The 26273-nt window shown below is 65.3% G+C and carries 15 protein-coding genes and 1 tRNA gene; 5 read left to right on the forward strand and 11 right to left on the reverse strand.

The genetic code is table 11. The features are described from left to right. Positions 1 to 2 precede the first annotated feature (2 nt). The 8 genes from POL67_RS06385 to POL67_RS06420 form a co-directional block, all read right to left on the reverse strand. On the reverse strand, positions 3 to 1217 hold the full coding sequence (locus tag POL67_RS06385) for a hypothetical protein (protein WP_271916180.1): 1215 nt from the start codon (positions 1215 to 1217) through the stop codon (positions 3 to 5). Positions 1218 to 1237: 20 nt separating this feature from the next. Beyond that, positions 1238 to 1717, reverse strand: coding sequence for a hypothetical protein (locus tag POL67_RS06390; RefSeq protein ID WP_271916181.1), 480 nt, complete (start codon positions 1715 to 1717; stop codon positions 1238 to 1240). A 100-nt stretch (positions 1718 to 1817) separates the two neighbouring features. Continuing rightward, positions 1818 to 2513 carry a hypothetical protein gene (locus tag POL67_RS06395; protein WP_271916182.1) on the reverse strand — a complete coding sequence of 232 codons (696 nt, stop codon included), beginning with the start codon at positions 2511 to 2513 and terminating at the stop codon, positions 1818 to 1820. Positions 2514 to 2704: 191 nt separating this feature from the next. Then, positions 2705 to 4831 carry a LysM peptidoglycan-binding domain-containing protein gene (locus POL67_RS06400; protein WP_271916183.1) on the reverse strand — a complete coding sequence of 709 codons (2127 nt, stop codon included), beginning with the start codon at positions 4829 to 4831 and terminating at the stop codon, positions 2705 to 2707. A gap of 695 nt (positions 4832 to 5526) precedes the next feature. Next, complete coding sequence (locus POL67_RS06405; protein WP_271916184.1) at positions 5527 to 6150, reverse strand: hypothetical protein; 624 nt, start codon at positions 6148 to 6150, stop codon at positions 5527 to 5529. Next, positions 6147 to 6896, reverse strand: coding sequence for a P-loop NTPase family protein (locus tag POL67_RS06410; protein WP_271916185.1), 750 nt, complete (start codon positions 6894 to 6896; stop codon positions 6147 to 6149). The genes POL67_RS06405 and POL67_RS06410 overlap by 4 nt, the downstream gene beginning before the upstream one ends. A gap of 4 nt (positions 6897 to 6900) precedes the next feature. Further along, positions 6901 to 7359, reverse strand: a complete 459-nt coding sequence (locus POL67_RS06415) for a transglutaminase-like domain-containing protein (RefSeq protein WP_271916186.1) — start codon at positions 7357 to 7359, stop codon at positions 6901 to 6903. After that, entirely contained in the window at positions 7356 to 9080 is a 1725-nt protein-coding gene (locus tag POL67_RS06420) for a hypothetical protein (RefSeq protein WP_271916187.1), read from the reverse strand. Before POL67_RS06420 ends, POL67_RS06415 begins: the two co-directional genes overlap by 4 nt. Before the next feature lie 1934 nt (positions 9081 to 11014). Here POL67_RS06420 and POL67_RS06425 point away from each other — a divergent pair. Then, the gene (locus POL67_RS06425; protein ID WP_271916188.1) at positions 11015 to 11317 is read left to right on the forward strand and encodes a hypothetical protein; all 303 of its coding nucleotides are present in this window, start codon (positions 11015 to 11017) and stop codon (positions 11315 to 11317) included. Then, positions 11314 to 12501 (forward strand): tyrosine-type recombinase/integrase, encoded by a 1188-nt coding sequence (locus tag POL67_RS06430; protein WP_271916189.1) that lies wholly within the window; start codon positions 11314 to 11316, stop codon positions 12499 to 12501. The genes POL67_RS06425 and POL67_RS06430 overlap by 4 nt, the downstream gene beginning before the upstream one ends. A gap of 151 nt (positions 12502 to 12652) precedes the next feature. Here the strand turns inward: POL67_RS06430 and POL67_RS06435 are convergent, their stop codons facing one another. Together POL67_RS06435 and POL67_RS06440 are read right to left on the reverse strand one after the other, a co-directional pair. Then, the gene (locus POL67_RS06435; protein ID WP_271916190.1) at positions 12653 to 13273 is read right to left on the reverse strand and encodes a hypothetical protein; all 621 of its coding nucleotides are present in this window, start codon (positions 13271 to 13273) and stop codon (positions 12653 to 12655) included. A gap of 278 nt (positions 13274 to 13551) precedes the next feature. Next, on the reverse strand, positions 13552 to 16887 hold the full coding sequence (locus POL67_RS06440) for a hypothetical protein (protein ID WP_271916191.1): 3336 nt from the start codon (positions 16885 to 16887) through the stop codon (positions 13552 to 13554). 345 nt (positions 16888 to 17232) lie between these two features. On the opposite strand from POL67_RS06440, the gene POL67_RS06445 reads away from it, so the two are divergent. Continuing rightward, the gene (locus tag POL67_RS06445; protein WP_271916192.1) at positions 17233 to 18432 is read left to right on the forward strand and encodes a tyrosine-type recombinase/integrase; all 1200 of its coding nucleotides are present in this window, start codon (positions 17233 to 17235) and stop codon (positions 18430 to 18432) included. 94 nt (positions 18433 to 18526) lie between these two features. On the opposite strand, the gene POL67_RS06450 is transcribed toward POL67_RS06445, so the two are convergent. Beyond that, positions 18527 to 18602, reverse strand: a tRNA-Arg gene (locus tag POL67_RS06450). Positions 18603 to 18794: 192 nt separating this feature from the next. On the opposite strand from POL67_RS06450, the gene POL67_RS06455 reads away from it, so the two are divergent. Together POL67_RS06455 and POL67_RS06460 are read left to right on the forward strand one after the other, a co-directional pair. After that, entirely contained in the window at positions 18795 to 20516 is a 1722-nt protein-coding gene (locus POL67_RS06455; RefSeq protein WP_271916193.1) for an ATP-binding protein, read from the forward strand. Beyond that, positions 20513 to 26236, forward strand: a complete 5724-nt coding sequence (locus tag POL67_RS06460; RefSeq protein ID WP_271916194.1) for a hypothetical protein — start codon at positions 20513 to 20515, stop codon at positions 26234 to 26236. Before POL67_RS06455 ends, POL67_RS06460 begins: the two co-directional genes overlap by 4 nt. The last annotated feature ends 37 nt before the right edge of the window (positions 26237 to 26273 follow it).

Raw genomic sequence — 26273 nt, forward strand, 5'->3', positions numbered from 1 at the left:
CATCACGCCGAAATGGCCTGGGCCCGCTTCGCATGCTCGAAGCTCACGCCATTGAGCGAGAGCTGGATGTAGACACCGATCTCCACCGGCTTGATCGGCGAAGCCATGCCGCCGATTTCGATAGGCTTGATCGGAAATGCGATGTCCTCGTGGACCATGATCACTGCCGAGAACGCGCCCTCCTCGCTCCGCTCGGGGTTGTCCGTGAAGATGTACCCATCGGGCACGGGCAACACGGGCGCCCCGCCGGACGTGCGCGAGAGGCTCTTCACCTTGGTATCCGGCACGTTGCGGAGGTGATCGACGAGCACCTGTCGCGTCGTGCCGTTGCCGCCCGTGCGGCGCTTGTCCCAATTGAAGAACAAGACGCCCGATCGCCGGAGTGCGCGGTAGAGAAGGTTCTCGCCGGAGTAGTCGTGGAAGATCTCCTTCGGCAGGAACGCGCCCGCGTCATCCCACAGCCACGCCCGGCCCGCGAGAACGGATTCGGCCGCGCCGACGTTCGGGATCTGCGCGATGTCGGCCGCGTCGTACCGGACGCGGAGTCCCGCCTCCTGCATCGTGATCGAACGAATGAGGAAGTCCTGCTCGTTGTAGGTCGTCTTCGAGGGGCGCTGCAGGTTGGTGAGGTTCGTCGTCACCTGCCCGGAGACGGTGCCGAGGAACGTGATGTCGTCGCCGACCGCGCGATCGAAGAACCGATACTGTCCCGCCGGGATCCTGCACCACGCATTCTTGGGCGTACCCTCGCAGATGCAACGGATCTCGGTCACGGCGTAATAATGGCCCTCCTGCCGCACGACGAACGGCTCCTTCTTGTTCTTCCACTTGTCGAAGAGCTGCTTCGTCCCAGCCTGGGGCGGCACCATGTTCGGCGGGAGCTGCAACCTCGGCACCGGCGCGCGTTTCTTCACCTTGGCCTGCACCTTCTTCGCTCCGACGCGCTGCCCGCGCTGGCGCGCACGCATTTGCAGCGCGCGCGCTTCCTCGAGCGAAATCTGGTGACGGCCTCGGCGCTGAAGCGCGCGTATGTCGCCGGTATCGCCCTCCTCCGCGTCGAGCTCGGCGCCAGCGACGTCGTCGTCGAGGTCATCGGGGCCGGCGGTGTCGTCGAAGTCGGGATCGTCGTCCGGAGCCGCGGTTTCGTTCTCCGCGTCCATGCGGTCGAAGATATCGAGAACGCTCTGCACCTTCCCTGGGTCGATGTTATGCGTCATGATGCTTCCTCCTTTGCTGTTCACGCTGCACGTCGCGCAGCGGACGATTGAATGACGCGGTTCACGAACTCGTTGACGGTCCCTGCCTGTGCGCGCGAGAGGCGCACGTACTGCCCATCGGGCGCCTGAACCCAGAGGCCACCGTCGGGCAGCTGGCCCATGGGCGGCGGGCTGCCCATGGCGAATGGCGCGCCCGTCTCCTTCTTCGGCGCGAACTGCTGCTTCGGGACCTGCTGCTGCGCGGGCTGGGCCTGCGCGGCCTTCGACTGCGCCGCATACCCGAGCGCGAAGAGCGCGCCGCCCACGGCGAGCACCGCCGTCGCGTATGGATTGCCGCGCCTGCGCAGCATGTATCCGATGACGAGCACCGCCATCGGCACGAGCCACCAATGGTCCTTGGCCTCCTTGCTGTTTTTGAGGTCGTCGAGGTTCGCGAGCAAAGCGACGACGGCGCCAGCACCGGCCATGTACAGAATGCCCTTGCCAGCCTCTCGCATCATCGATCGACGTCTGTATTTCAGGCGAGGCAGCCGGGCGCGGGGCACCGCGACCATGCTGCGGTCCACGCGGACAATGTTCCTCGTTCGTTTTGCCATGTGGTCATGACCTCCGTTGTTGGGGTTGGTTCAGGAAGTACATCGCGAGGAGAATGATGCCGGCCAACGGCAGAATGGACGTCGCCGCGGACCGTACGAATTCAGTGGCCCCCGCGAACGGCGTCGGCAGGGGCTTGCGTTGCAACGTCGCCAGGCGTCGCTGCGTATCTTCGAGCGAGTGCAGGAGTGCGCGCTCGGTCTCGTCGAAGGGCAGTTCGTGTCCAGCAATTCGCTCCCGTTCGACGTGGAGCGAGAGCACTTCGAGCACCCTTGCCTGCGTTGCGAGCATTCGTTTGGTGACCTCGTCGTTGAAGTTCACGGCGTGGATGGCCTCGACGCCCATGCTGCCGAGGTAGGCCGCAGCCACGGCGCACGCGGTCACGAGTACGACGACGAGGGCGGGCGCCAGTCCCGTTTCCACAACGCCGACCGCGGGTAAAGCCCCCTCTGTCACCACATCCGATTGCACGCGCACATTTCCGGGCACAAGGAGGACGAGGGTCCGCGCAACCGCCGATCCCGCGGCATTGCGCTCCTGTGAGCTGAAAAGGTGAGCACCGAGCTCACCGAGCGGCAAGTCGCTCGACGTGAGCGGAGCGACGCGAAGGGAAAGCAGGACGAACGCTCGAAACTGGCGCTTCCGCGTCGCGGCATCGAGCTCCATCCACGTCCCAGCCTTTGCGGTCTCGAGCGCTGCCATCGTCACATGGGGCAGATTCTGGTCTCGATGAATCCAGCGAAAGAGAGCGGGGACCGGCGCCGGCATGCCAGGCTGCGGCGCAGGCGCAGGGGCATCACCTTGCGGCTTGGACTCCTGCGCCTTTTGCCACCATCTCCACCACCACGAGGGAGGAAAGAACAACAGCATGACGACACCGGTCCCCTATTCGATCACGTGAACGCCAGGCCGGCTCCCACCAGGGCGAGCATCGGCATCAAGGACGAATCGTTCCCCGCAGTTTGCACATTGCCGTCCGCCGGATTTTCGGGGTACGTCCAGATCGGCGGCTGCTCCTCGGTGTCCACCGGTGACGGCGGAAACCACGGTACCGGAGCCGGCACGGGCGCCGGGTACGGTACCGGGGCCGGCATCGGCGCGGGCACCTGCTGCTGACCAGGCGGCACCGCCTTCAGGTACTGCGAGCGGCTGCGAAGCGCCTGTGCAGCCATGGGATAACCCATGGCCTCATATACGTTCGCTGCCCAGTCGAGAGAATCCGCGCGGGTCTCGTTTTGGAGAATGCTCCGAACGATCTGCCGCAGGTCCTCCGGCATGTGCGAATCGAGAATCGCCGCGAGTGCGACGGCTCTAGCGCGGCATGCTTGTCCGGCCAACGGATAACCCATGGCGTCGTACATGTTCGCGGCCATGATGAGGGCCTCGACGCGCGTCTCGTTCTGCAGGATATGGCTGAGGATTTGCCGTTGATCTTCGGGCATGTGCGCGTCGAAGGGCGGGAGGGCCGAGCTCGTCGCCGTCGGCGCCGTTGGCGCGGGCGTGGGCGCGGGCGCCTGGGTCTTCGAGATGCTCGGGATGTGGGGCATCGCGAACCACGGCGGCAGATTCGGAAACGGAAACGGCAGCGGCACCGGAGCCTGCTGCTGCGGGACCGGTTGCTGTTGCTGCTGCGGAGCCGGTTGTTGCTGCTGCGGGGCCGGCTGCTGCGGCTGATAGCCCCACGGCCATCCCCATGGCCAACCGTAGGGCCATTGCGGCTGCTGCGGGGCCTGTTGCGGCGCCGGTTGTTGCTGCTGAGGTGCCGGCTGTTGTTGCTGCTGGGGGACCGGCTGTTGCTGCTGGGGGACCGGCTGTTGCTGCGGCGCCGTTTGCCCGGGAATCGGAAGTGGTGGCCACGGGACATTGGACGGCCATCCCGGGGGCGGCGACTGCGGGAACGGGTACTGCGGCGCCGTCTGGCTCGGCTGCTGTTGTGGAGCCGGCTGTTGCTGCGGAACGGGCTGTTGCTGCGGAGCCGGCTGTTGCTGCGGCGCCGTTTGGCCCGGAACCGGGAAGGGAGGCCACGGGAGATTGGGCGGCCACCCCGGCGGGGGGGACTGCGGGAACGGGTACTGCTGCGTGGTTTGGCCCGGCTGCGGCGGCGACGGCACCTGCATGCCCGGAATCTGCGGATAGTTGGCCGCGACTTGCTCGGCTTCCTTGATCGCAGCCATCGTGTCGTTATCGAGCGTGCCATCCATGCGGAGCGGTCGAAGCGGCCGCTCGCGATTCCACCAGAGCTGGAACGATTGCACTGCCTGCACGGTGCGCGGCGTCATCGTCGAGGTGAAATCGTAGGTGTTACCGAAATCGCTCGGATTGATCGCCGCTGGGTTCCGCCGCCCCCAGCGCGACAGCATGAGCTGCACCTGGAGGATCGCGCCCGGATCCATCGTTGAATTCTGCCCCGGGCCGGGGAGGCCCGGGCTCGGTGCCGGAGCCGGGAGCTGCGGCGTCGAGGACGACGAAGGAGATTGCGAGGCCGGCGCGCTCTGCGACGGAGGCGCCGCGCCGCTGACCGGAACCGCCAGCGGATTCTCGGGCCAGTCGTCGGGAACGCCGAGCTCCTCGCCCGCGTGGAGCGACACGAAGTTGCCGTTCTTGACGGGCTTCTGTGGATTTGCCGCGCGGAGCTCGGAGAACCACTTCGGCCTGGCGCTCGCGCCGAGCTTCTTCGCGATGGAGAACGGCGAATCGCCCTGCTGGACGACGTACTTGCGCGCCGTCGCCAGCGCGCCCGTCTCACGGTCGTAAACGAGCCACCCCGGCGGGATGTTCCACACCGGCGACGACTCCTGTTTGCCCGGGTTCGCCGCGAGCAACTCGGCGACGCGCTCGACCTGTCCGGTGAGCTTCTTCGTGATTCCGTGCGGCGTTTCTCCGGGCAACGCGTGATACGTGCCTGTCGAGGGATCGACGCCGGAGACGTCACGTGCGACGCTCACCGTGCCGGAGGCGAGACGCAGGAGGCGCGGATCCAGGCTCTTGACGGCCGGAACGTCGCGGACGAGCGTCTCCATGTATTCGCGCGGCAGCGGCGTGACCGAGGTATGCCGCATGGGGCGCGGCCTCGGATCCGGAGCCGCGGTTTCGTTGTATTCCTCGTCGAACGTGTCGAAGACGGGCGGCTCGGCCCTGCGTTCCTGCTCGAGCTGCGGGGCCATCATTGGAAACGTGATCCGCGGTCGAGAGGGCGGCGGAAGCTGCGAAGGCGCGCGCGACGACGGAGGCGGAAGGCCCTGCGTCGGCAAGGTGCCTGCGGCGCGTCGGCGCCGGTACTCGGCAGGCCGATAGACGCGGAGCGAAGCCTCCTCGGCATATGCCGGGTTTCCCGTGCGCCTCGTCATCTCCTGACCATTTGCGAGAATCCGCTGCTCGTTTCGCGAAGGCCGCTTCGGGCCTCGCGACGCCGGACCAGCTCGCGTCGTCTGCACTTTCACGATGCGCTCGACGCCGCCGCCGACCACCTTTCCGAGTCCCGCGCCGATCGCCGTGCCAGCGGGACCGACGAGGCTTCCAAGCCCCGCGCCCGCGAGCGAACCCAGGCTCTCCCCGAGGCTGCCGCCCCCGGGCGAACCGTTGTTACTGCCTCCACCGCCGAAGAGCGATGCGAGCGTGTCCATGAAGTCGCCAGTGTCTTCGGCTGGCGCCTCTCCTTCGCCTTCCGGGTTGCCGGTTTCCCAGCCCCCGGAATCGTATGACAACGTGATGGCTTTCATCCCGTGCCTCCTTTGCGTTGTTGCGGTTTGTGTTCGTCGCGAGATGCGACCTCCTCGGTAGTCATGGGCCGCCGAGAGACCACGCGGGGACCTGGCGTCCACCTGCATTGTGTCACCTCGATGCAATCCGAATTCACGGTTGCCACGGCGTCGAAGATCTGTGCGAGCTCAGGCCTCTGGTCGGCGTACGACAGCACGAAGCCCGTATCCGGCCTCATCGCGAGTTGCTCGACCAACGCTTCTTGTTCGGTAGGGCCGGATGCCCAACGCTCGAGCGAGTCGACGACGACAATAGCTCCACGGCGCATTTCGTTGTTCAGCACCTCCCGCCAGATGGTAGTTGGGTCGCAATCCTCGACCGGATTTACGACGCCGAACCGCGAAAAGCCGAAGGGTATATGGTCGACGAGCCCGAAGATGGCAGAGGGGTTGCGTGCCGCATCCAACCAGTACGCGCCCTGACGCAGCGCCGGGACCATCTTGACGATGAGCTCTGCGCAAAGCATCGCCATGCCCGTTTCGGGACGGCCGAGGATGAGCATCTTCGATCCCGGAACGAATCCGCCGAGTGCCTGGGCGAGGAGCGAGTTGATGCGGAGGGGCTGCAGACGGGTGTTCATCCGGCACCTTCCTCCATCGCCATGACAGGCCGAGGCACGACGCGGGGACAGAGCGTCCACCGGCATTTCGTGACCTCGATGCACTTCGGCTTCACGATGGCCGTGGCGTCGACGTCGTACTCATTGCCGATGCGGCCCGCGAACTGCCCTGCCTTGTTGAAGTGTGAGACAACGAGCACCGTGTGCGGCATGGCAGAGAGCTGCTCGAGCAGCAGCGTTTGCTCCGCGACGCTCGTAGCCCAGCGCTGGAGCGAATCGATGATCACCACCGCGGCATAGGACGGAATCGCCTGCAGGGCTTCACGCCAGCCGATCTTCGCCCCGGCTTTCTGCCGGCGGCCCACGAGCTTGATCCGGCTCGAGGACGAACCGGTCCGCTGGAAAAGCTCCTGGACGAGCGTCTTGTTTTGCTCGCCGTCGAGCCAGTAGCCCTCCCCGTCGAGCTCCTCGGCGATCTGCGATGCGAGCTCCGCGCAGAGCGTCGATTTCCCCGCGCCCGGCGAACCGCCCACGAGGATTTTCAAGCCGAGGACCACGCCGCCAAGTGCCTCGGAAAGCACGGAGGAAAACTTCATGGGACGCAACCGCTCGAACGACACGTCGAGGGAGTCGACCACGATGCCGGCCGGGGGCTCGTGCGGCTCGAGCTCCCAGCTGGACGCGCCGCACGAGCAGAACCCACCGCAAATTCGCGGCCTGCGGCGATGGCAGATGACACATCGAAGCGGCGGTAGGTACTTCTTCATGGCGTCACCAGTAGTTCGTGATGGCCGTCGACGACGGCGGGATGCGGTCGATCGACGAATTGAGGATCGTCGGATCAACACGGCGCCACCGCCCGTTTACCCACACCTCGGCGAGGATGTGCGGGAAGTCCTGCGCGGGCCGCACGCAATGCTCACGGGCGGGCACGCCGCTCGCACGGCAGAGCGCCACGAAGACACGCGCCTTCGCGTCGCAGTCGCCATATCCCCGCAGGAGTGTGACGGCCGAGTCCTCGAGCACTTCACGACGCGGATCGCGCACATAGTCGATTGCATACTGGCAGAACTTGAGGATCGCAGCTGGGCGCTCGACGAGCGGCAACTTGCGGAATACGGCAGCCCAGCGCTGTACCTCCGGCAAGCGGAGATCCGCCACGCTTCCCGCCGCCATGAACCTGGCTTTCTCCAGGTTCGAGGGAAAGTGGACCACGCCGACGCGGATCACGATTCACCTCCCACCGCACGCTTGAGGAAGGTCAGCGCCTGCTCCTGCGCTTCTTCCGCCGTCAGCTCGCCCTTGCTGGCAGCGTCGTGAATCGACTTGAACTTCGGATGGCTCGTGATCGATTGTGCGATGGGCGAGCCCATTGCCTCCCTGACGGTTTGCTCGAAGTCGGACGGCAGTCCGTTCGGGATCGACGCCAATGCGGTTGAGAGGAGCTGCGACGGGTCATCCGAACGAGCACCGGGCGTTTCGCCAACCCGACCCCACGGCTGCAGGCCACGCGGCACGAACTGCGGCGAGGGCGCCTGGGTGGTGACCGGAGGCGGCGGATACGTGTCGTTCACCGGGTGCGCGGCCGGCTGCGGCTGCGAATACGCCGCCGGCGGCGGGGCCAACTGCACGACGGGCGGCGCCTGGGGGTACGCAGGCGGCGCGGGCGGCGCGGCGGGCTGCGGCTGCGCGACGGGTTGCGGCTGGGGATAAGCCACCGCCGGCACCTGCTGCGCGACGGCCTGCCGGGGCGCGGGCGGCGCGAACGGCTGCTGGGGCGTGGGTTGCGCGAACGGCTGCTGGGCCGCGGGCTGCGCGAACGGCTGCGGGGGCTGCGCGAACGGCTGCTGGGGCGCGGGCGGCGCGGGCGGCGCGGGCGTGGCGACGCGCTGCTGTTGCTGGACGGCTTGCACGGTGGCCGGATCCACCACTCTGCAGTGCCCGACTCCGGGCACGAACACGTAAACCGCGCCCGTCGCCGGATCGAATACCGGCGGTTGCGGAGCCGGCTCGGGAGCCGGCGCAGGCCGCGGCGCGGGCGGTTGCGGGGCCTGCGGTTCCGCACGCCTCGATTTCATGAGGTCGACAAGACCGGTCAAGAGCGGGGCCAGGGTCGCCAAGGACAACTCGTCGCCCTTCTCCCCGCCACCCTGCACCTTCGCGTCCTTCATCGCCTCGAATGCCTCCTTCCACGGACCCGAGTCTTCGCGGGGCGTGGGGGGCTGCACGCTCTTCGTGAACTCGAAGATCTCGCGCGCCTGCTCCAATCCATTGGGCCGTTCCGTCGCGAGCTTCAGGAGCGACTGCTGATATTGAAGCTGAGCAACCTCGACTTGCGCTCGGGCTTGAACTTCAGCCGCTCGAGTCTTCGCGTCCCGATCGAGCAAGAGTTGCATCAAGCCGAGGATGTCCATGGTCTGCTGCTGGGGTGGAGGCGCAGGTGGAGCATGCGGAGGCGGGTAGTAATGCGGCGGATACCCGGGATACGGGCCCGCGTGCGGCCCACACGGCGGCGCGCCGGGCGGTTGCCCCCACGGCCCCTGCCCATAAGGAGCATTGGGATCCGGTTGGGAAGGCGGAGTACGCCGAGCTTCCTCGTAAAAGGGCTTTCGTGCCGGACCGTCGACGTACCACTTCTCGGAGTGCGCCTGGTAACGATGCGTACTGCTGCACTTCGCGATGGCCTGATAGGTACACTGGCCGCCGAACATCTCGACGATCTGCTCCAAGCTCCGCAGCTCGGAGCCCAGGAAGTCGCGCGGACAGCGCTCGTAGTATTCGTTCTTGGGGCCGTACCAGCGGTGCAACTGGATGATGTCGAAGCGGCGGCGATCCGGGCCGCTCTCGGTTTCCGGTCGAGGAAATAGAGGGTGCCCTCCATAGTCTTCGGCTTCCTGCTCGGCGGACGGAGGGGTCCCGTCGAGCTCGTCGTCCGGCTCTTTCTTCTTCATGGCGTTCTGGAATGTGTGTATCGAAATGCTGAATGGCGCAATGGCCGCTACAAAGAAAGTCCCTGGCGTCATGACGCCAAAAATTTCCGCGCGCTAAGTTAAGACGCTGAAACTAATCAGCTTTCGGACATGGGCCTGTTGTAAATTCGCAGCTCCTCCAGGGGCTCACTCGAGGGGCCTTTTAGCCCATCTCTCAGGGGCCCGATCGCAAATTGCCCGGGGATTTGCCCATGTCTGGTTTGTCATAATTTTTAGACCCCCTTCCGAAATCATGTGATTTCGGCCCCCTCGGTCGTCGTGTCGGCTGGCAGCTCGAGGCCGGTTCGATGCTGTTTCTGGGTTTATCCGGGCACCGAGGCGGGGTTCAGAATTGCGTCGATGTTCTGTGCGCGGTCAAACCGTCAAACTTTTGCCATCTCGGTGTTCTGCGGTACTTTTGGCCCCCCACGCCCGACACGCGTGCAGCAGGGCGCAGTGAACCCCGTGTTTTTCGGTTCGGAAGGACGAACGCGCCAGCGGTAGCGTGCAGTAACAGTGTAACTGCAGGCCTCGGCGACCTCTTGACGGGCCTTCCGCTGTCAGCTTAATGTGTATGGACGGTCGCACTGGAGTGGTGGATATGCGTCGTGAAGTGCAGAAGCGAGCCGAGCAGCGGAAGGACGGGCGCAAGACCGTGCGGGCGACAATCCACTTCGATGTCGACGTGTACGACGATGCCTTGACGGTCTCCGCGAAGAAAAAGATGCCTCTCGGGCGGTTCGTGAACGACTTGGTGCGAAAGGCGCTGGAGGAGTTTTGGCGCGCTTGGAAAGCGTCGAAGGCCGGGAAGAAGGCCAGCAAGAAGCAACCCCCGCCGAGCGCCGCTCCCCGTTCGCGAGCCCCGTCGGCCCCGAGCTCGAAGAAGCGCGCCGAGCCCCCGCCGAGCGTTGCCCCCCGTTCGCGAGCTCCATCGGCCCCGACGTCGAAGAAGCGCGCCGAGCCCCCGCCGAGCATCGCGTCCTCGTCGGCCCCGACTTCGGGGAAGCGCGCCGAGCTCCTCACCGCCCCAGCGTTGCCCTCGGTGCCCCCGGCTCCGTCCACGAAACGGATAGCGGGGCCGTCGTCTACGTCCCCGCGATCGGGACACTCCAAGAAGTAAGCTGCCGCTCCGCTGTCGCTGGAATCGCCGGCTCGAGGACCCCGATCTGCAAAAAAGCCGCTACAAAGCCGCTGATGAGCCGCTCGGGGCCGGTGGAAAGCCACTGGTATTTTGCGGGTGGGTCCACCTGGAACCTGTGGCGGGTCGACGTCGAGGGGGTCTCCGAGGGGGAGCCCGACGTGTTTTCGCAGGGTTACGGGTGGGGGAGGTGGTGCCGAGAGCCCGAAAAATCGAAAAAGTGGTTACCTCGAGCGGCTCTTCTGGAAGTTGGGCCGGCAAATCCAGGGGGTGATCGGCAAGTTTCCCACTTTTCAGGTGGCTTTTGGTTGTTTGTCCTGGCTGACGCGCGAGCGGCACGGCCTTTGCGCTGGGCCACGAGGGGCGGGGAAGTCGGCCAAGGAGGCAGGGCCGAGTGCCTCGGGGGGAGGGCGTGGAAGGTGCGCCGAGGACGCTCGGGGGCGCTCTCGATGCGGTCCCGGGGGCGGATCGACGAAAAAGTGGTTACGCCGAGCGGCTCTTCTCGTTCTTGGTCCTGCGAAACAAGGGGGTGAAGATGCCAAAGCCCACTTTTGCAGTGGCTATTTGTTGTTTGTCTTGGCCAGCAATCGACGGCGGGAGAAGTCGGCGGAAGGAGTTCAGGACCCGATTGCAAATTTTCCTGGCGACAAGACGTCCCATTGCTAGGTTCAACGAGACATCGCGGCGCAGAAGGTCCGAGGGTTCGCTCTTCCCGAGCTCGAACCCCGACCTGTCGCCGCGAGAACGAAGGAGAACCGGGACGAAAGGAGACCCCGCCATGTCGAGCAACAAGGGCAGCCATGAACGATCGATCCCTCCAAGATGGGTCCCCCTGGAACGCGCCGCGGCCTTCCTCGGGATGAACACCGCGGCCCTCCGTAAGACCCTCGAGCGCCGCGCCACCCGCGCCTCGGATGGCGGCACCGAGGCGAGCCTCGACGGCGTGCGGGCGCGCAAGTTTGGCCGGCTGTGGCGGGTGAAGTTCTCCGAGGCGTGGTGCGGTCCCGTCAGCGCGCGGCTCATGCTGGAGTCGGGCCATCGCGAAAGTGACCGGAACGACCAGAAAGGAGGCTGGTCATGACGGTACGAAAAGCCACGCGCCGCGGTCAGCCGCGTCTGGTTATTGACATCGTGTTTACGAAGCCGGACGGGACCCCCGGGCGGTATCGGAAGGATGCCCAGGTGCAGACGATGGCCGCGGCCCGGGCGGAGGAGCGGCGGCTCCTCTCGTTGATCGCGCAGTATGGAGAGCCGTTCGAGCCGGCGGAAACGCTGGCGGTGGTCGTAGCGCCGAAGGCGGGAGCGAAACCTGCGAATGGTCCCAAGCCGCCCATGGCTGGCGTTGTCGAACAAAGCTCGCCTTCCGAGAAGACGTTCGCTGACGTCGTTGCCGAGTACAAGGCGAGCTTCATGATCACCGATCTGAAGCCGACCTCCCGGCGCGGTTACGCGTCGGTCCTCGAGAGCACCCTGCTCCCGAGGTTCGGCGAGGATCCGATCAGCAAGGTCGAGGGCGCCGCCGCCTCCGCGCTCGACGTCGACCTGTCCAAGCGGCAGCGAGCTCGGGCGACCCGGAACAACATCCAGATCGTCCTCCGATCGGTCCTCCAGTTCGCGGTGAAGCGCAAGTACCTCGCCGACCTGCCGGCGAACCTGCCGAGGCTCAAGCCCGTCGAGCAGACCCTCCTCGAGATCCCTTCGGACGAGCAAGTCAAGAAGCTCCTCGACACCGCGAACGAGCTCCACCGCCGCGCCTTCGCCCTCATGGTGTTCGCCGGGCTCCGCCCGAACGAGCTCCGTGCGCTGCGCAGGAAGGACGTGAAGCTACGGCGGGAGGAGGGCGCCACGGTGGGCGGCTTCCTCAGCATCCGCGAGGGTCGGTCCTACGGCGAGGTCCACACGCCGAAGACCGGCCAGCGGGAGATCCCGATCGCCCCGCAGCTCGCGCCCCTGCTCGCTCCCGTCGAGGAGGGCCCGCGGGACGGGCACGTAGCCGTCAACAAGCGAGGCACGCCGTGGGGTCAGTTCGGGGTCGACCGCGCGTTCAAGCGGGTCGGCAAGCGGATCGGCCTCGAAGAGTGGTCGGTGTACTGCCTCCGGCACTACGCGATCACCCTCTGGCTCCGAGCGGGCATCCCGGTCCATGTCGTCCAGCGGATGGCAGGTCACAAGCACCTGTCGACCACGCAGAGGTACGTGCACCACCTCAAGGAGGATCTCGACGATGCCGCCAGGCGGATGGCAGCATGGAACAGCGGCGGATAGCGCCACCTCCCGTTGACGAGTCGGGCAAGCGGCTGGCCATGAATATCGGATGGGCGGGGGGTCACGCCACGTCACGACTCGGGGGGATCGGGATGGGGCCTGGCATGGGATTCAGGAAGCCCATCGACAGGCGACGGTGACGGGCGAGGTATTACGAGCTAGTTGGGCCCTGCTCTCGTTGTGCAACCCGTGCAAGCTCAGCTCCGATCAAATCAAGAGCCTGTGCGAGATCCTCTGCATAGATTGGTGCACGCACTCGAAGTGCCAACATCAACACTGTTAGCTCTAGCGGCGTCTTGAGCTGCAATTTATCAATAATTTCACTCGATGGTGCTGGTAAAGCCCGACTCATCATGTCGAGCATATCCGCCTCGATCCGCTGCGTCACGAGTCGCTCAGCACAACCATCGTCCGCAGCAGCGACAACCTTTCGCCATTTGTCGAGATGGCGGTTTCGAAACTGGACGACATCGATCCTATCGTAACCGAGGCGTTTGGCGGCACCGACGACATATTCATCAAACCTATAGCCATCCCAATTTCGATCCAACCGGCGGCTCAACTCGCTAATTAATCGCGGACCATCCTCTGCGCTGTCCAACGCTTCACACGCCGCGATGGCATTGCGGAGCACCAAGTCGACATCTTTACTGAGCGCGTCAAAACAGGCTTTCCATTCATTCGGCTCCTCAGGAACGCTCTTTCCACAACCACTACGGAACCACTCCCAAGCCTGCTTCAGCTTCTTGAGGTCTTCGTCCTTATCGAGCATGAGATTATGCGTCGCCCATGTTCGCAAGAACGTAACCTGGGGAAGTAGTTGTGCGTTCGGTGTCCCCGTGAGTGGGGGCAGCTCCTTAAGAAATTTTAGCGAAACCCGACCTGTCTCCTGGATCAGTGCATAGGACCAAACCACGAGTCGCACGAAGGATAGCTCGTCGTCATCTCGCTTGGGTGTGGCGACTGTAATTTCCGCGAGTGCTCGGGGACCAGCGTGCGCAACCAAGCGCTGTCGTAGTGTTCGGTGTGCATCAAGTACGCTTGTGAAGCTCACGATGCTACCTCATAACGAGTTAGCGGGTCAGCGATGGGGCCCAGATAGTTGAACGCGATTGCGAAGTCCCGCACCTCATAACCAGGCTTAAGGAGCGTTCCGTAAAAGTCGCGCTCAAGCAGGTTTATACGAGCGTTGACGCCTTCAACTGCAACCTGCCAATGACCCTGGCTTCTGGAAGCGATTAGACGTCCGCGGTGGATCGAAGGGTTGCCGCTAGCGTCAGCCACAAAGAGACGACGGTGCACACGACGGCTGTCTTCGAATTCTGTATCATGCGCGAGGGAGCGCCAAGTATCAAGCGCGTACTGGACGTCGCGGCACACCCATGCGAGCACCGCCTCCAGGTACCGCATCGAGAAGTCTGCTGCGTCATTAGATGACTTGTTGAGCGCCTGAACGATCTGCAGTAGCTTTTGGCGTGCCCTCATATCGTGTGGTATAGGGCGTCGTTCACCGCGGAGTAGCCGCTCTCCAGTCGCGCCGATCCATACAAATTCGAGAAGTAGCCGAAGGCAACGAGGGTCCGTCGATGCGACACTGAGCTTCTGTTCAATGAAGTCTGCTGCGCGTCGCGCCTTGTCACGCACTTCGTCGGTGAAAGCAACCGGCGTCTCCTGAAATGCCTCTAGGCAGATCGAGCGGGCCTCTAAGTAAAGGGCGACTGCCGGGTTTATCGCCTCCAAGGACTTTAGGGCATCAGCCTTTAATTCAGCGTCCTTTAGTACGTCGCCAATTTTGGCACGACGCACGTGGAACCGTTCCAGTTGTGATGGAGGTAGCTGGCTTGGATCGATCCGGTCAAGCACAGAATAGATGTCGGCCACAAGTTCCCCGCGCCGTGGTGGCGACAGCGAAGCAGTGGACTGCGATTCGGCGAGAATATCCGCAGGCGTCCACAATGCTACATCGTAGGGGAAGTAGTTCGGTGCGACACCCATTGCACGGTTCGCCGCTGTACGAGCGGCCAAGTAATCCGACCACACCACATCTGCCGGCGCGTTATGCACGGAATGGCCGACAGCCAGAAAGCCATAAATCGATGCTCGCTCAACGAATAGATTCTCCCGTGTGCGGCGGGCTGCACGTAACTGACCGTTCGTAACCTTTCGGATAGCCTCTTCCACTACACTGCGCGCTTCTTCAAGTACCACATCGCGTTCTGCTATTGTATCTGATGCTTTCCTCGCTCGGAGCCAAGCACGCCGGAAACTTGATTCCTGAAGCATAATGCTTGCATCCTCCAGACCATGCTCGATGCGGAGCGATGTCAAGGCTTTCGCCACTCGCAAGTAGCCGTCTGCGTAAGCATCCTCTCGCGGACCGTCGCGTCCGAGTTTCTGAAGCAAGTCGGACAAGAATCTTACTTCGCTGTACTGGTCGACGCTGCGCTGTCGAACGCTCGCAATTAAGTCGACTAAGCAGTCTAATTCTCTTGCAGGATCTGCGAGACGACGACGGCAGATTAATTCAGCCTCTAGCCGAAGTCGTGGCCCCACGAGCAGTTCGCTTTTCTCTTGATCGCCGTACCGCCATCTGAAGAGATCGACATCCTGGAACAATCGCGCCATTGCAGCAAAGGTCAGGGACGGGTCTTGTGCGCGCAAGACTCGCAAGAGCAAGTTCAGTGGCACATAGATATCCAGTCGGCCGGCAGCCATCACGTAATCAATTAGCCTGCCTGGAGCATCTGTTCCGAATGCCTCGGCTACTGCTTCGACCTCGAACAGCGTAGCACTTGCAGCTCGCGAGCTGGTGGCGGCCAACCCTTGGGCTACCTGCGGGACGTTTTTGGAGCGCTGCCGAAGTGCTTCTTCCGCCGAGCGTGCCTCGCCGCTCACTCCTGCAATAAGCCGCTGCCGCCCAGGAGCAATTGTGCGATAGAGGAGTGCAAAGACATGATCGGTATCTGCTGTGCCTATCTTGGGGGCCCGGCTGATTTGTTCACGCCCGAACTTGCGCATCAATTCATTGACGTTAGCGTGTTCAGCATCTGTTACCGTTGTGGGTGCCTCAATTAGATCTAATGATCGATGCCTGGACCTGAGTGAGAGACGGTAGCTTGTACCCACAACAGCAACACGACGCCCTCGGCTGGACAAAGCGCCTGACAAGGCTAGATAGCGCTCGATGGGTTGATTGCAATCGCATAGAACCAGGGTCGAGCTCGCGCCCTGCCTTTCAGCCTCTGTGCAGAAGGCATCAACATCTGCCACCTCAGGTATACGGCCGGCTGCGAATAGAACCGGAACCTTCTCATCGACTCGAAAACGGTATGCTAGTCGGGCAAATGCCACCGTTTTTCCAGTGCCAGACTGGCCATGCAGGACAACCGTGCGTGCGATATCGGCACGCTTTTCCAGTGCGGACCTGACAGAGGTTCGAAGCTGACGCTCGAATGGCCGCTCGATTGCGAACCCACGCCCAATTCCATCAATGAGCCCGCGTGTCCCACCTAGATCGCCATGAAAGCGCCGGAACGTATCTTCCTCAGCGGAAAGGTCGAGCGGCGCTGGCCGCTGCGTCCACTCATCATCAACAATTATGGCGGATGCTTCAACTCTCAGACGCAGGGATGGTGAAACGCTAACGAAACCATCAGGTAGGGAAATAATGCCAGGCTCATCTGATGTAAGAGCCGCAAAGCTGCTTTGGAGATCGCGGGATTTTAGGTCAGCAATGACGACGGGAAGCTTGCGCGAATCGGTGAGCACGGTGCCGGCTTCGACAAGATCCTGAAAGAGAGGGGAATTGATTGAATCGCTTGCTCCGAACCAGAGTACCCGCAAACCCTCGTTCAGGGGAAGCGCACTGAGGAGAGCGTCGAGCCCCAGCCAATCACTTCCAGCTGTAAAGCCATCGACGACGAGAACCCCGGCCGATGTTGTGGTTTCTGGTATCCGCGCGAGCAACAAGCTGGTCCTGATCTGGCGGCGAGCGAGTTCATTGACGGACCTAGGACAGCGAGCTGCTTCTGCAGTTTCATTTGCACGGCCGAAGAGATGGTATACAGGCGGGCGGCGGGTGCTTCGCGCGACACGAGGGTATTGTTCTGCGGTAACGATTGGTTCGGGTTGTCGACCGCATGTCTCAAGACGTCTCAGTAGCTGCGGATCTATTGTGCTTGTGAAGATCGCACTCCACGGCAGGTCTAGAACGTCTTGAACGGATTCGTGGACTACATTGCGCGCAAACCGTTCAGAAAGCCATTCGAAGTCCGCGGGCGTTGCCGACGGCGTCAGCAGCTCAAGCCAGGTACCTGATGGGGTACCTTTTCGCTCCCGGCGCCGCTCAAGAAAAAGCCCGAGTATAGGATCGACGGGACCGGACATGTTGGTAGCGTCCTGCCCGAGGAAGAGGACGCACGGCAGGCCGTCTCTAAAAGCATGGAGTAGGAGTTCGTCGGCGTGCATTTTGTCGTTCGGTTACGGCCTATCCAGTTCGCGGTGGGGGTGGGTGGCTTCATACCACGGAGGTGAGCCAGGGAACAGGCAAAATTGTCCACGAACACCACGGTGCGAGCGGGAGGTCATGGTCGACGGCGAGCGAGCGCGCAAGTTCGGCAAGCTTTGGCGGGTTCCGCTCTCCGAGGCGTGTGGTGGCCCCGTCAGCAAGAGGCTCGTGCTACAGTCGGGCCATCGCGAAAGTGACCGGAACGACCAGAAAGGAAGCTGGTCATGACGGTACGCAAAGCCACGCGCCGCGGTCAGACGCGGCTGGTCATTGACATCATGTTTACGAAGCCGGACGGGACACCCGGGCGGTACCGCAAGGATGCCCAGGTGCAGACGATGGCTGCGGCCCGGGCAGAGGAGCGGCGGCTCCTCTCGTTGATCGCGCAGCACGGCGAGCCGATCGAGCCGGCGGAAACGACGGCGGCTCCGGCGGCGACGAAGGTGCAGCAAGCGCCTAAACCCGCAAATGACCCCACGCCGCCGTCACCTGTCGGCGTTGTCGAACCGAACTCGCCTTCCGAGAAGACGTTCGCCGACGTCGCCGCCGAGTACACGGCGACCTTCATGATCACCGATCTGAAGCCGACCTCCCGGCGCGGGTACACGTCGGTCCTCGAGTGCACCCTGCTCCCGAGGTTTGGCGAGGACCCGATCAGCAAGGTCGACGGCGCTGCCGCCTCCGCGCTCGACGTCGAGCTATCCAAGCGGCAGCGGGCTCGGGCGACCCGCAACAACATCCAGATCGTCCTCCGGTCGGTCCTCCAGTTCGCGGTCAAGCGCAAGTACCTCGCCGACCTGCCCGCGAACCTGCCGAGGCTCAAGCCCGTCGAGCAGACGCTCCTCGAGATCCCTTCGGACGATCAGGTCAAGAAGCTCCTCGACACCGCGAACGAGCTTCATCGCCGGGCCTTCGCCCTCATGGCGTTCGCCGGGCTCCGCCCGAACGAGCTCCGTGCGCTGCGCAGGAAGGACGTGAAGCTGCGGCGGGAGGAGGGCGCCGCGGTGGGCGGCTTCCTCAGCATCCGGGAGGGTCGGTCGTACGGCGAGGTGCACACGCCGAAGACCGGCCAGCGGGAGATCCCCATCGCCCCGCAGCTCGCACCCCTGCTCGCTCCGGTCGAGGAGGGGCCGCGGGACGGGCACGTGGCCGTCAACAAGCAGGGCGCGCCGTGGGGCCAGTTCGGGCTCGACCGCGCGTTCAAGCGGGTCGGGAAGCGGATCGGGCTGGAGGAGTGGTCGGTGTACTGCCTCCGGCACTACGCGATCACCCTCTGGCTCCGCGCCGGCATCCCGGTCCACGTCGTCCAGCGGATGGCAGGTCACAAGCACCTGTCGACCACCCAGCGGTACGTGCACCACCTCAAGCAGGACCTCGACGAGGCTGCTCGTCGGCTGGGGAGCCTCCAGAAGGGGTCGTGGTAACGGACTGGTAACAGCGTGGTAACGGGACCCTGACGAACCTTCCGGGCGACCCTGGCGGCGGGCGCTAAGTACGCGGAAGCTATCAGGAAACGGCTGGCACCCCCGGCAGGAATCGGACCTGCGACCTTCGGTTTAGGAAACCGCTGCTCTATCCACTGAGCTACGGGGGCACGGCGGTCCTTCTCGGGAAGAAGGACCGCGGAATCGTACGTGGCGGGTGGGGCGAGTCAAGGGGCAAGTGCGGTCCGCGAGGGTGGAGCCTACGATCTTCGTTTGGTGCGGGCTTGCCATCGACCTGGCGCTGTGGGCTTGCGGGGTGGGCGGGTTCGTTTGCGGGGGGTTGTGGTAGCCTCGCGGACGGCATGCCGTATCGTTCCGAGCGCAAGCGTGAGGTGGCGGAGAGGCCCGAGGCGGGGCCGGTGGCCGAGATGGTTCGGCAGTTTGCCGATCCGCATGCGTTTGTCCGGGAGCTCGTGCAGAACAGCATCGATGCGGGGGCGACTGCGATCGTCGTGCGCGTCGAGCGGTCGGGAGGGAGTGTCACGACCTCCGTGCAGGATGACGGCGCGGGCATGGATCGGGCCGTCATCGAGGGGCCTTTGCTCACGCTGTTCAATTCTTCCAAGGAGGGGGATTCGTCCAAGATCGGCAAGTATGGGGTCGGGTTTGTTAGTGTGTTTGCCGTCGATCCCGAGGTCGTCGAGATTGATACCTGGCGGGATGGGGTATGCCATCGCGTTCGGTTGTTTCGGGATCATCGGTATGAGCTCGAACGGCTCACGCCGCGAGCTGGGCATGGGACGATCGTTTCGCTGCATCAAACCATGGAGGCGGCTCGGTTCGAGGAGCATCGGGCTCGGATCGAGGGGGCGCTTTTGCGGTGGTGCAGGTATGCGACCGTGCCCATGGAATTGCACGTGTCCGACCCGGATCGACCCGAGGGGAGTGGACCGCGGCGGATCGATGGGGCGCTCGGTGTGCCGGCGCCGATTTTCGTGGCGACACATCGGGGCGGCGAGCATTTCGTCGTCGGGCCTTCGGCGGGGTCGGAGCGGTTTTGCGCGACGCCGCCCGCGCCCGAGGATCCTGCGTGGGGAAAGCCTACGTTTGCTGGGTTTTATAATCGCGGGCTCACGCTGTTCGAGACCACCGAGCCGCTCCTTCCGGGGCTCGAGCATGTGCGGTTTCGTGTCGATAGTCCTCATTTGCGGCATACGTTGAGCCGCGACAACGTCCTCAGAGATCGGGCGTTTCACCGCGTTGTTTCGCAGGTGCGGGACCTCGTGTCGGGATCGCTCCGGCGAGAACTCGGCTCGCGGCTCGCGCGGGCGGCGCGGGATCTCGCGAAGGCGAGGCCGCCCTATGACGAAGAGGTCGTCCTCTCGTACGTCGCATTGTTGGAGGCGGCTTGTGCACCGCCGCTCGTTTTGCCCAAGGACGAGATCGTGCTCCCGCTTGTCGCGGCCTGGGAGGGGAAACACGTCGCTCCCGAGGGCAAGCTGTTCAAGCGCAAGGAGATGTTCGTCGCGCCCCTCGCGGATGATCTCGGCCGCGCGCTCGCGCAGGTCGGCGAGCCGGTCGTGCTCGTGCCGCATCCGGCCATCGTCTCTTCGCTCGCGGCGCGGGGGCCTTTGCCGGGGCCGCTTGCGGTCGAGAAGCATTGGGTGCTTTTGCATGAGCTTCCGGATGCCGAGGTCACGAAGGCCGATGGGGAGCTTTGCCTCGGCATGCAGAAGGCCCTGCGCGGGGCGGGGATTCGTCTCGATCGGGTGGCGCTCGCGCGGTCCAGCACGGGCATTGCCGCTCCTTGTATCCTCGTCCAGGGCGACGCGCGATGCGTCGGGGTCGGGGTCTGGCTTTGTCGAATGAGTTTTGCCGAGCGGGGGTGGGCCGAGGAGCGGGCCCGGGGCGGGCTCCTCCTCGACGTGACCAACGAGGCCGTCGTGGCCGCGCGGGAGCGGGCGCGCGAGGATCCGTTTGTCGCGGCGCATCTGCTCGCGCGGATCCTCTTGCTTTCGCGCGAGGATCCGTCCGGCAAGGTCTCCGATTCGCTGTTCGAGGCTTCGGCGAAGGTGATTGCATGACGGGAATGGCGGAGGAAGGGCGCGAGATTCTCGCCCGGGGGCGCATTCGTGTCGACGCGCGGCGCGCGCTCGCCAAGCTGCGCGAGCATCTGCTCGTCGATCTGCACCTGTATGCCGCGGAGATCGCGCGTGCCGCGGTCGCTTCGGGGGCCACGTTCCTCGACGTGCAATACGACGCTGACGATGTCGTGTTCGTGTTCGACGGCGAGCCTGTGGTCGAGACGGAATTGCCGCGGCTGCTCGATCACGTGCTCGGGGATTCCGGGGGCTCGGGGCGCGTTTTGCGGGGGCTCGCGCTCGGCGTCAATGCGGCGCTCGGGCTGGAACCTTCGTTTGTGGACATTCATGTTCGCGCGGCGGGCGATACGAACGCCGTGCGGGTGCGGTTCGTTCCGTCCGTCCTCGCGGGGGAGGACGCGCCGCTCCCGGAGGTCGTTCGGGTTGCTTTGCCCAAGGGAATGCCGGAGCGGGGCACGCGTGTGCACGTGCGTCGCCGTATCGGGTTCGAGACCTTGAAGCGCGCCGCGCGGCGGGAGCTGCCACGTGAAATTGGGCTCCTCGCCGATGCGATGCACGACGCGCCGCTCGCGCTCCGGAGGGCCGGGGAAAAACTTCCCCTCGCGCCGCGGCCGCCGGCTCTTTTGCGTGTTCGGTTCCGCGAAAAAGACCTCCGGCGCGGCGTCGTCGAGATCCTCGCGGTGCCTGCGGGGCCGCCGGTCGTCGAGTATCTGGAGCTCGGGGTTCTTTTGTTACGGCGGCCCTTCGCGGCAGAGCCCATGTTCCCGAGCGCGGCGCATGCGCAGGTCGAGCTCCCGGTTCGCGTGCTGGTCGACGCGGACGAGCTGCCCACGAATGCCTCGCGCTCGGCATTACGCGAGGATGCGGGCATGATGTTGCGCGCAGAGCAGGCGGCGCGCAGCGCATTCGTCGATGCGCTTCGTACGCTCGTGGCGCTCGTCACGGGCGAGGGAAAACCTTTGCCCGACGTGGAGGTCCTAGATCACGACAAGGCGCGCCTCGAAGATGCGCTCGGCGCGTTCGTTTGTGTCGCGGCGGGGGCGCTTCGACGCGGGGTGGATCTTCCGGATCAGGCGCGGGCGCTGCTCGAATTGCCCCTGCTCCGGAATGCGGTCGGCGGGTCGCTCACGCCCATGGCATTGCTCTCGCGTGATAAGGAGCCCGTCTACGTCTTCGAGGGGAAGGAACCTGCGCCCGCGGAGCTCGAACCGTGGCTCGACGACGTCGTTTGGGCGCGTGGTCGCCTCGGGGAGCGGATCCTCGTCGATTTCGAGATCCAGGACGCGGGGAAGCGCATCGCGGCGGCGCATGCCGCGCACGAGCGCAGGCGGCGCCTTCATGCACGGCCGCGCAGCGAGCCCGCTGTGCCGTCGGAGCCGGATCACGTCGTCAAGGAGACGTTCCACGTCAAAGACGGGCCTTTTCGGGGGCTGCGCGGGCAACTTGCGCTCGGCGCGGAAGGAATCGGCTCGGGGCAGCGGCCCTCGACCGTCCGGGTGTACGTCGAGGGGCGTCATATCGACACGATCACCGTCGACCGTGACAAACTTCCGCTGGCGATCGACGCGGCCCTGGCCTGGGACGGGCAGATCGTACCTCGTTTTTCGTACGAGGGCGTGCACGACAGCGAAGCGTTGCGCCTCGCCATGTTCCAGCTCACGCGTCTCTCGCTCCTCGCGCTCGGCTCGCATGTCGAGCGGCTCGCGCAGGACAAACGAGCCGGGGATCTCGAACGGCTGCGGCCACTCGTGCGCGCAGCGGTCGGGGCGTTCGTGCTCGCGGCCGAGGCGCTCGGCATTGAGAATCCCCCGCCCGAGCCGGCGCTCTCCGCGTATACGCCCCTCTGGACCCGGAGCTTTTGGCCCTCGCCCGATCCGGATCGGCTCCCGCTCAGCCTCGCCGAGCTGCGCTCGTACGTCGATCGCACGAATGCCATTTGCCACGCGCCGCCGGGATCCAGCGGGGTTGCTCCGGACAAGCGGCCCGTCGTCGCCGTCACGGACCTCGAGCTCGGCTGGCTCGAAAAGGTATTTCGAGGCGTGACGCTCGTTCCTTACGCGCGGGCGTTGCGGTCGCCCCGGGAGCCCGTGACGCCGCGGCTCGCGATGTTTCACGAGCTTTGCGCGTCCCGGCGCGCGGAGGGCGAGGTCTTGCCCTCGATGCCTTTCGAGGCGCAGCAGGGGCGGGGCGTCATCGCGCCAGCCCGCAAGGACGAGATCTTTTGGCTGCACGCGGGCGTCTTGCTCCAGGTGGTCGCGACCGGCAAGTACATCGAGCCCACGACGATCGTCATCGAATACGACGGGCTCGTGCCCGCGCCCTCGTGGGATCGCATCGCATGGACCCGAGACATGGCGTTTCTCGTGCCCGTGCGCGACGAGCTGTTGCGGCGGATCGTCGCGGCGCTCGAAGGAAACGCCGAGGCGCGCGCATCGCTCAGGGATGCGCCGACGGGCACGCCCGGGCCGCTTCTCCGGGCGTATGTCATCGAGGCGATCACGCGGCACAGGGGTCACGAGCTCACAGCGCGGATCGAGGCGCTCCCGCTCGTGCCGGTCCTCGACGAGGAGGGGCGGCCGAAGTTCGTCTCGCTCGAATCGGTCCGAAAAACGCATCCGGAGCCGGAGATGATTCCGTTCCTCCGGGAGGTGCCTGATTTTCCGACGCTCTCCTGGCGCCCGGTCCTTTGCCTCGACGACCGCGAGGCGTATGCGTTCGAGCGGTGGGCGGGGGGGCGCGCCAAAAATGCGAAGGGCGAGCTCGACGTGCGGCGAGAAGGCGCGCGTACCGAGTACGATCGGCAGGTCTTCCGTGCCAAACCCGTGCTCGATCCCTTCGTGTGCGGGCCGCTCGCCGAGCCCGAGGGGCTCACCGCGCTCTGGTACGAGGAGGAGCAAACCGAGACGTCGATGTCCGTCGCGGCGGCCTTGCCACGGCGCGGGCTCGAGCTTCCCGCGGCCGACGTCGAAATCCTCCTCGACAAGCGACTGCTCTGCACGCGGCAGCTCACGGGAATGCCCGTCCCCGTCGTGGCGCGGATTCTCCTCGCCTCCGAGGCGTTCGTCGTGCCCTTCTCGGACCTGACGCCGTCGGGCGTGTCGGTCGCAGAGGCGCGCGTCTATTCGGCGGCCTGCTCGCTCGCGGCCGGGCTCGTCGAGCGCGCGAAGGGGCGTGAGCTCACGGCGTTTTTCGGGGACCTCCGGGTGCTGCGCCTCGTCGCCACGCTGTACAAGGTCTCGGCGCAGGATCGCGCCCGCTCCGACATCCTCCAAGCGGATTTCGCGCTTCGTTCGGCGGATTTCCGCTGGCCCACCGTGCAAGGGGACGCGCGCGCGTTCGCCGAGCTCGTCCCGGGCGGCGCCAAGCTCTTTTATGGGCGGGCGCGGTACACGCAATGGCAAACCCCGACGCGCGGCGGGAGCGAGCTCGACGCGCCCATCGTGCACACGCCGTCCTCGCCGGAGGGTGATCTCCTGCTGGAGATCCTCGTCGGTATGGGATACGAGCTCGTCGACGTGAGCGAGGCCGTCGCCGCCTTGCAAGCGCGGCGCACGGGCGAGGCGGCGCAAGGCCGGCCGCGACTCCCAGGCTCGCCGGTGCATCCCCTGCTTCGGGTCGATCTCGCATCGTTGCATTCGCATTATGAGGGGGAGATCGAGCTCACCGAGAGCGGGCGCGCGGATGTGCAGGTCGAGACGTTGCGCGGGGAGGTCGTGACGCTCGATGTCGAGGGGATGTTCCCCTTCCGCGCGAAGGTGCGGGTCGAGGATGTCGAGCTCGACGACAAGGACAAACGCGACCTCGCCGTGGACCTCACGAAAGCGGCGAAGAAGCACCTCGAAACGCTCGCCGACAAACTCGACGAGCTGCCCGCGTTCGTGCGGACCTCGCTCCGCCGGGTCGTCTGCGCCCATTCCCGCAAGGATCAGACGCTCGCCAAGCGCCGGCTCACGATGCGCGTGTTCCCCGACATCCTCGGCGGTTTCCATTCGATCGCGGACGTCGCGGGGGATGGTTCGTCCGATTATCCGTACGTGAACTTCCCGCCGCCCTATCCCAGCGCCCCGCGCCCGCGCCCGCCGCTCGCGCTCACGTCCGAGGAGTTCGAGGCGATCCGCTCGCGCGCCCTGTTCGAGGACGTCTCCCAGGCCATCAAGCGTGAGCTCGTCGCCGAGCAACGCCGGGCCTCCCGGCCGCTCGATTTCATCGGCCTCGACGCGACACAACGGGCGAAATGCCTGGAGGTCGTTCCATTTCGTGGCGACGGCGTCCTCGGCGAGATCGGGATCCTCATGCCCGAGCACGCGGCCGCGCGTGGCATTCACGTGCACACGACGGGCAGGCTCCTCTGCCGCATCCTCGACGGCGACGGCTGGCCCGTCCTCGCTGTGGTGAACGACGACGCGCTTCCGACGAACCGCGGATTCGACGGGATCAAGGGGCACGTGGCGCGCGAGGGCCTGCGGGCGCGGGTGGTCGGGCAGGCGAACGAGCACCTCGCGAAATGGCTGGCGCCGCCGCCGGGGGGGCTCGTCGAGCTCTCCGTGCACGGCCCGCTCCCCGGTGTTCCGTTCTTCGTGAAGGGAATGCTCTGGCTCCCGCCTTCCTGGGCCGGCGCGGGGCGCATCGAGGTGCGGGACGCGACGAAAAAGGAGACGGTTGCGTGCCATTACGAGGTCGCCGGCCTGAAGCATTTCGACGGGATGGTGCCGGTGTGCGGGCGGCTGCTCGTCGCGCCGACCAAGGTCGGAAACCTCGAAAAGGTGAACATGGGCGCGGTGCTCACCCGGTTCCTCGTGGAGCGGACGATCGAAATGGTCGAGGCCGCCGAGGAGAAGGGCGCGCCCGCGGAGCTCGTCGAAGGGTATCGATGGATTCTGAAGCTCCTCGGCGGCGACGTGGGGGAGCTCGAGGTCGTGGCGGCCGATGGCACGCGCGTGCAGGCGTCCGAGGTCGTGGCGCAGGTCGAGGCCAAAGGCGAGATATGGGTCACGCGCCACGAGGGCACGGCGGAAGGGGTTTTTCCGGGGGAGGCGCCGCCGTTCGTGTTGCGCGACGGCGGCGTGCTCGCCTCGGTCTTGCGGGCGAGGACGCGGATCGTCCGGGAGCTCGGCGGGGCCGTCCCGGAGAAGCGCGCGGCGCCCGCGCCCGAGGCCATGCAGCCCGAGGTGCTCGCGGCCGTGCATGCGTTCACCTATGGGTCTGGCATGCCAAACGCGCTCGCGCGGCCGGGCGTGGAGGTCACGCCTTTCGTCGCGCCTGACGTCGTCGAGCCGAAGGCGCCGGAAGCCGAAAGCGGTATCGAGGAGGAGCCTGCTTCATCGTGGTTCGGCGGGCTCGTGTCGCGCGTGGTGTTGCTCTTCGGTCCGTCGGAGCCCGTGGAGCCGGCCACGCGCGCGCTCGGGCCTTCGCTCATGCAAGCGATCGACAAACTCGGGCTCGCGCCGACGCAGGTCGTCACCGGCGTGCGGTATGCGCGGAGCGGTCGGCCGCTTCGATTCGATGCGGTGTCGGGCAAGCTCGTGCTCAATCGCTCGCATCCCGCCGTGCGCGCGCTCGCAGCAAAAGCGGCGGAGGATCCGCGCGCGCGCACCCTGCTCGTCGCGGCCGCCGTGCGTGAGATCAACCGCGTCCTCGAGGTCGTCACCGACGCGACCGAGAAGCGCGTCCTCTTGTCGCTCCTCCGCGGCGAGCCGCTCTGACGTGCACGGGACGGGCTGCGTGCTACAAGTGCCCGAT

The organism is Polyangium mundeleinium, assembly GCF_028369105.1.
GTDB classification, from domain to species: Bacteria; Myxococcota_A; Polyangia; order Polyangiales; family Polyangiaceae; genus Polyangium; species Polyangium mundeleinium.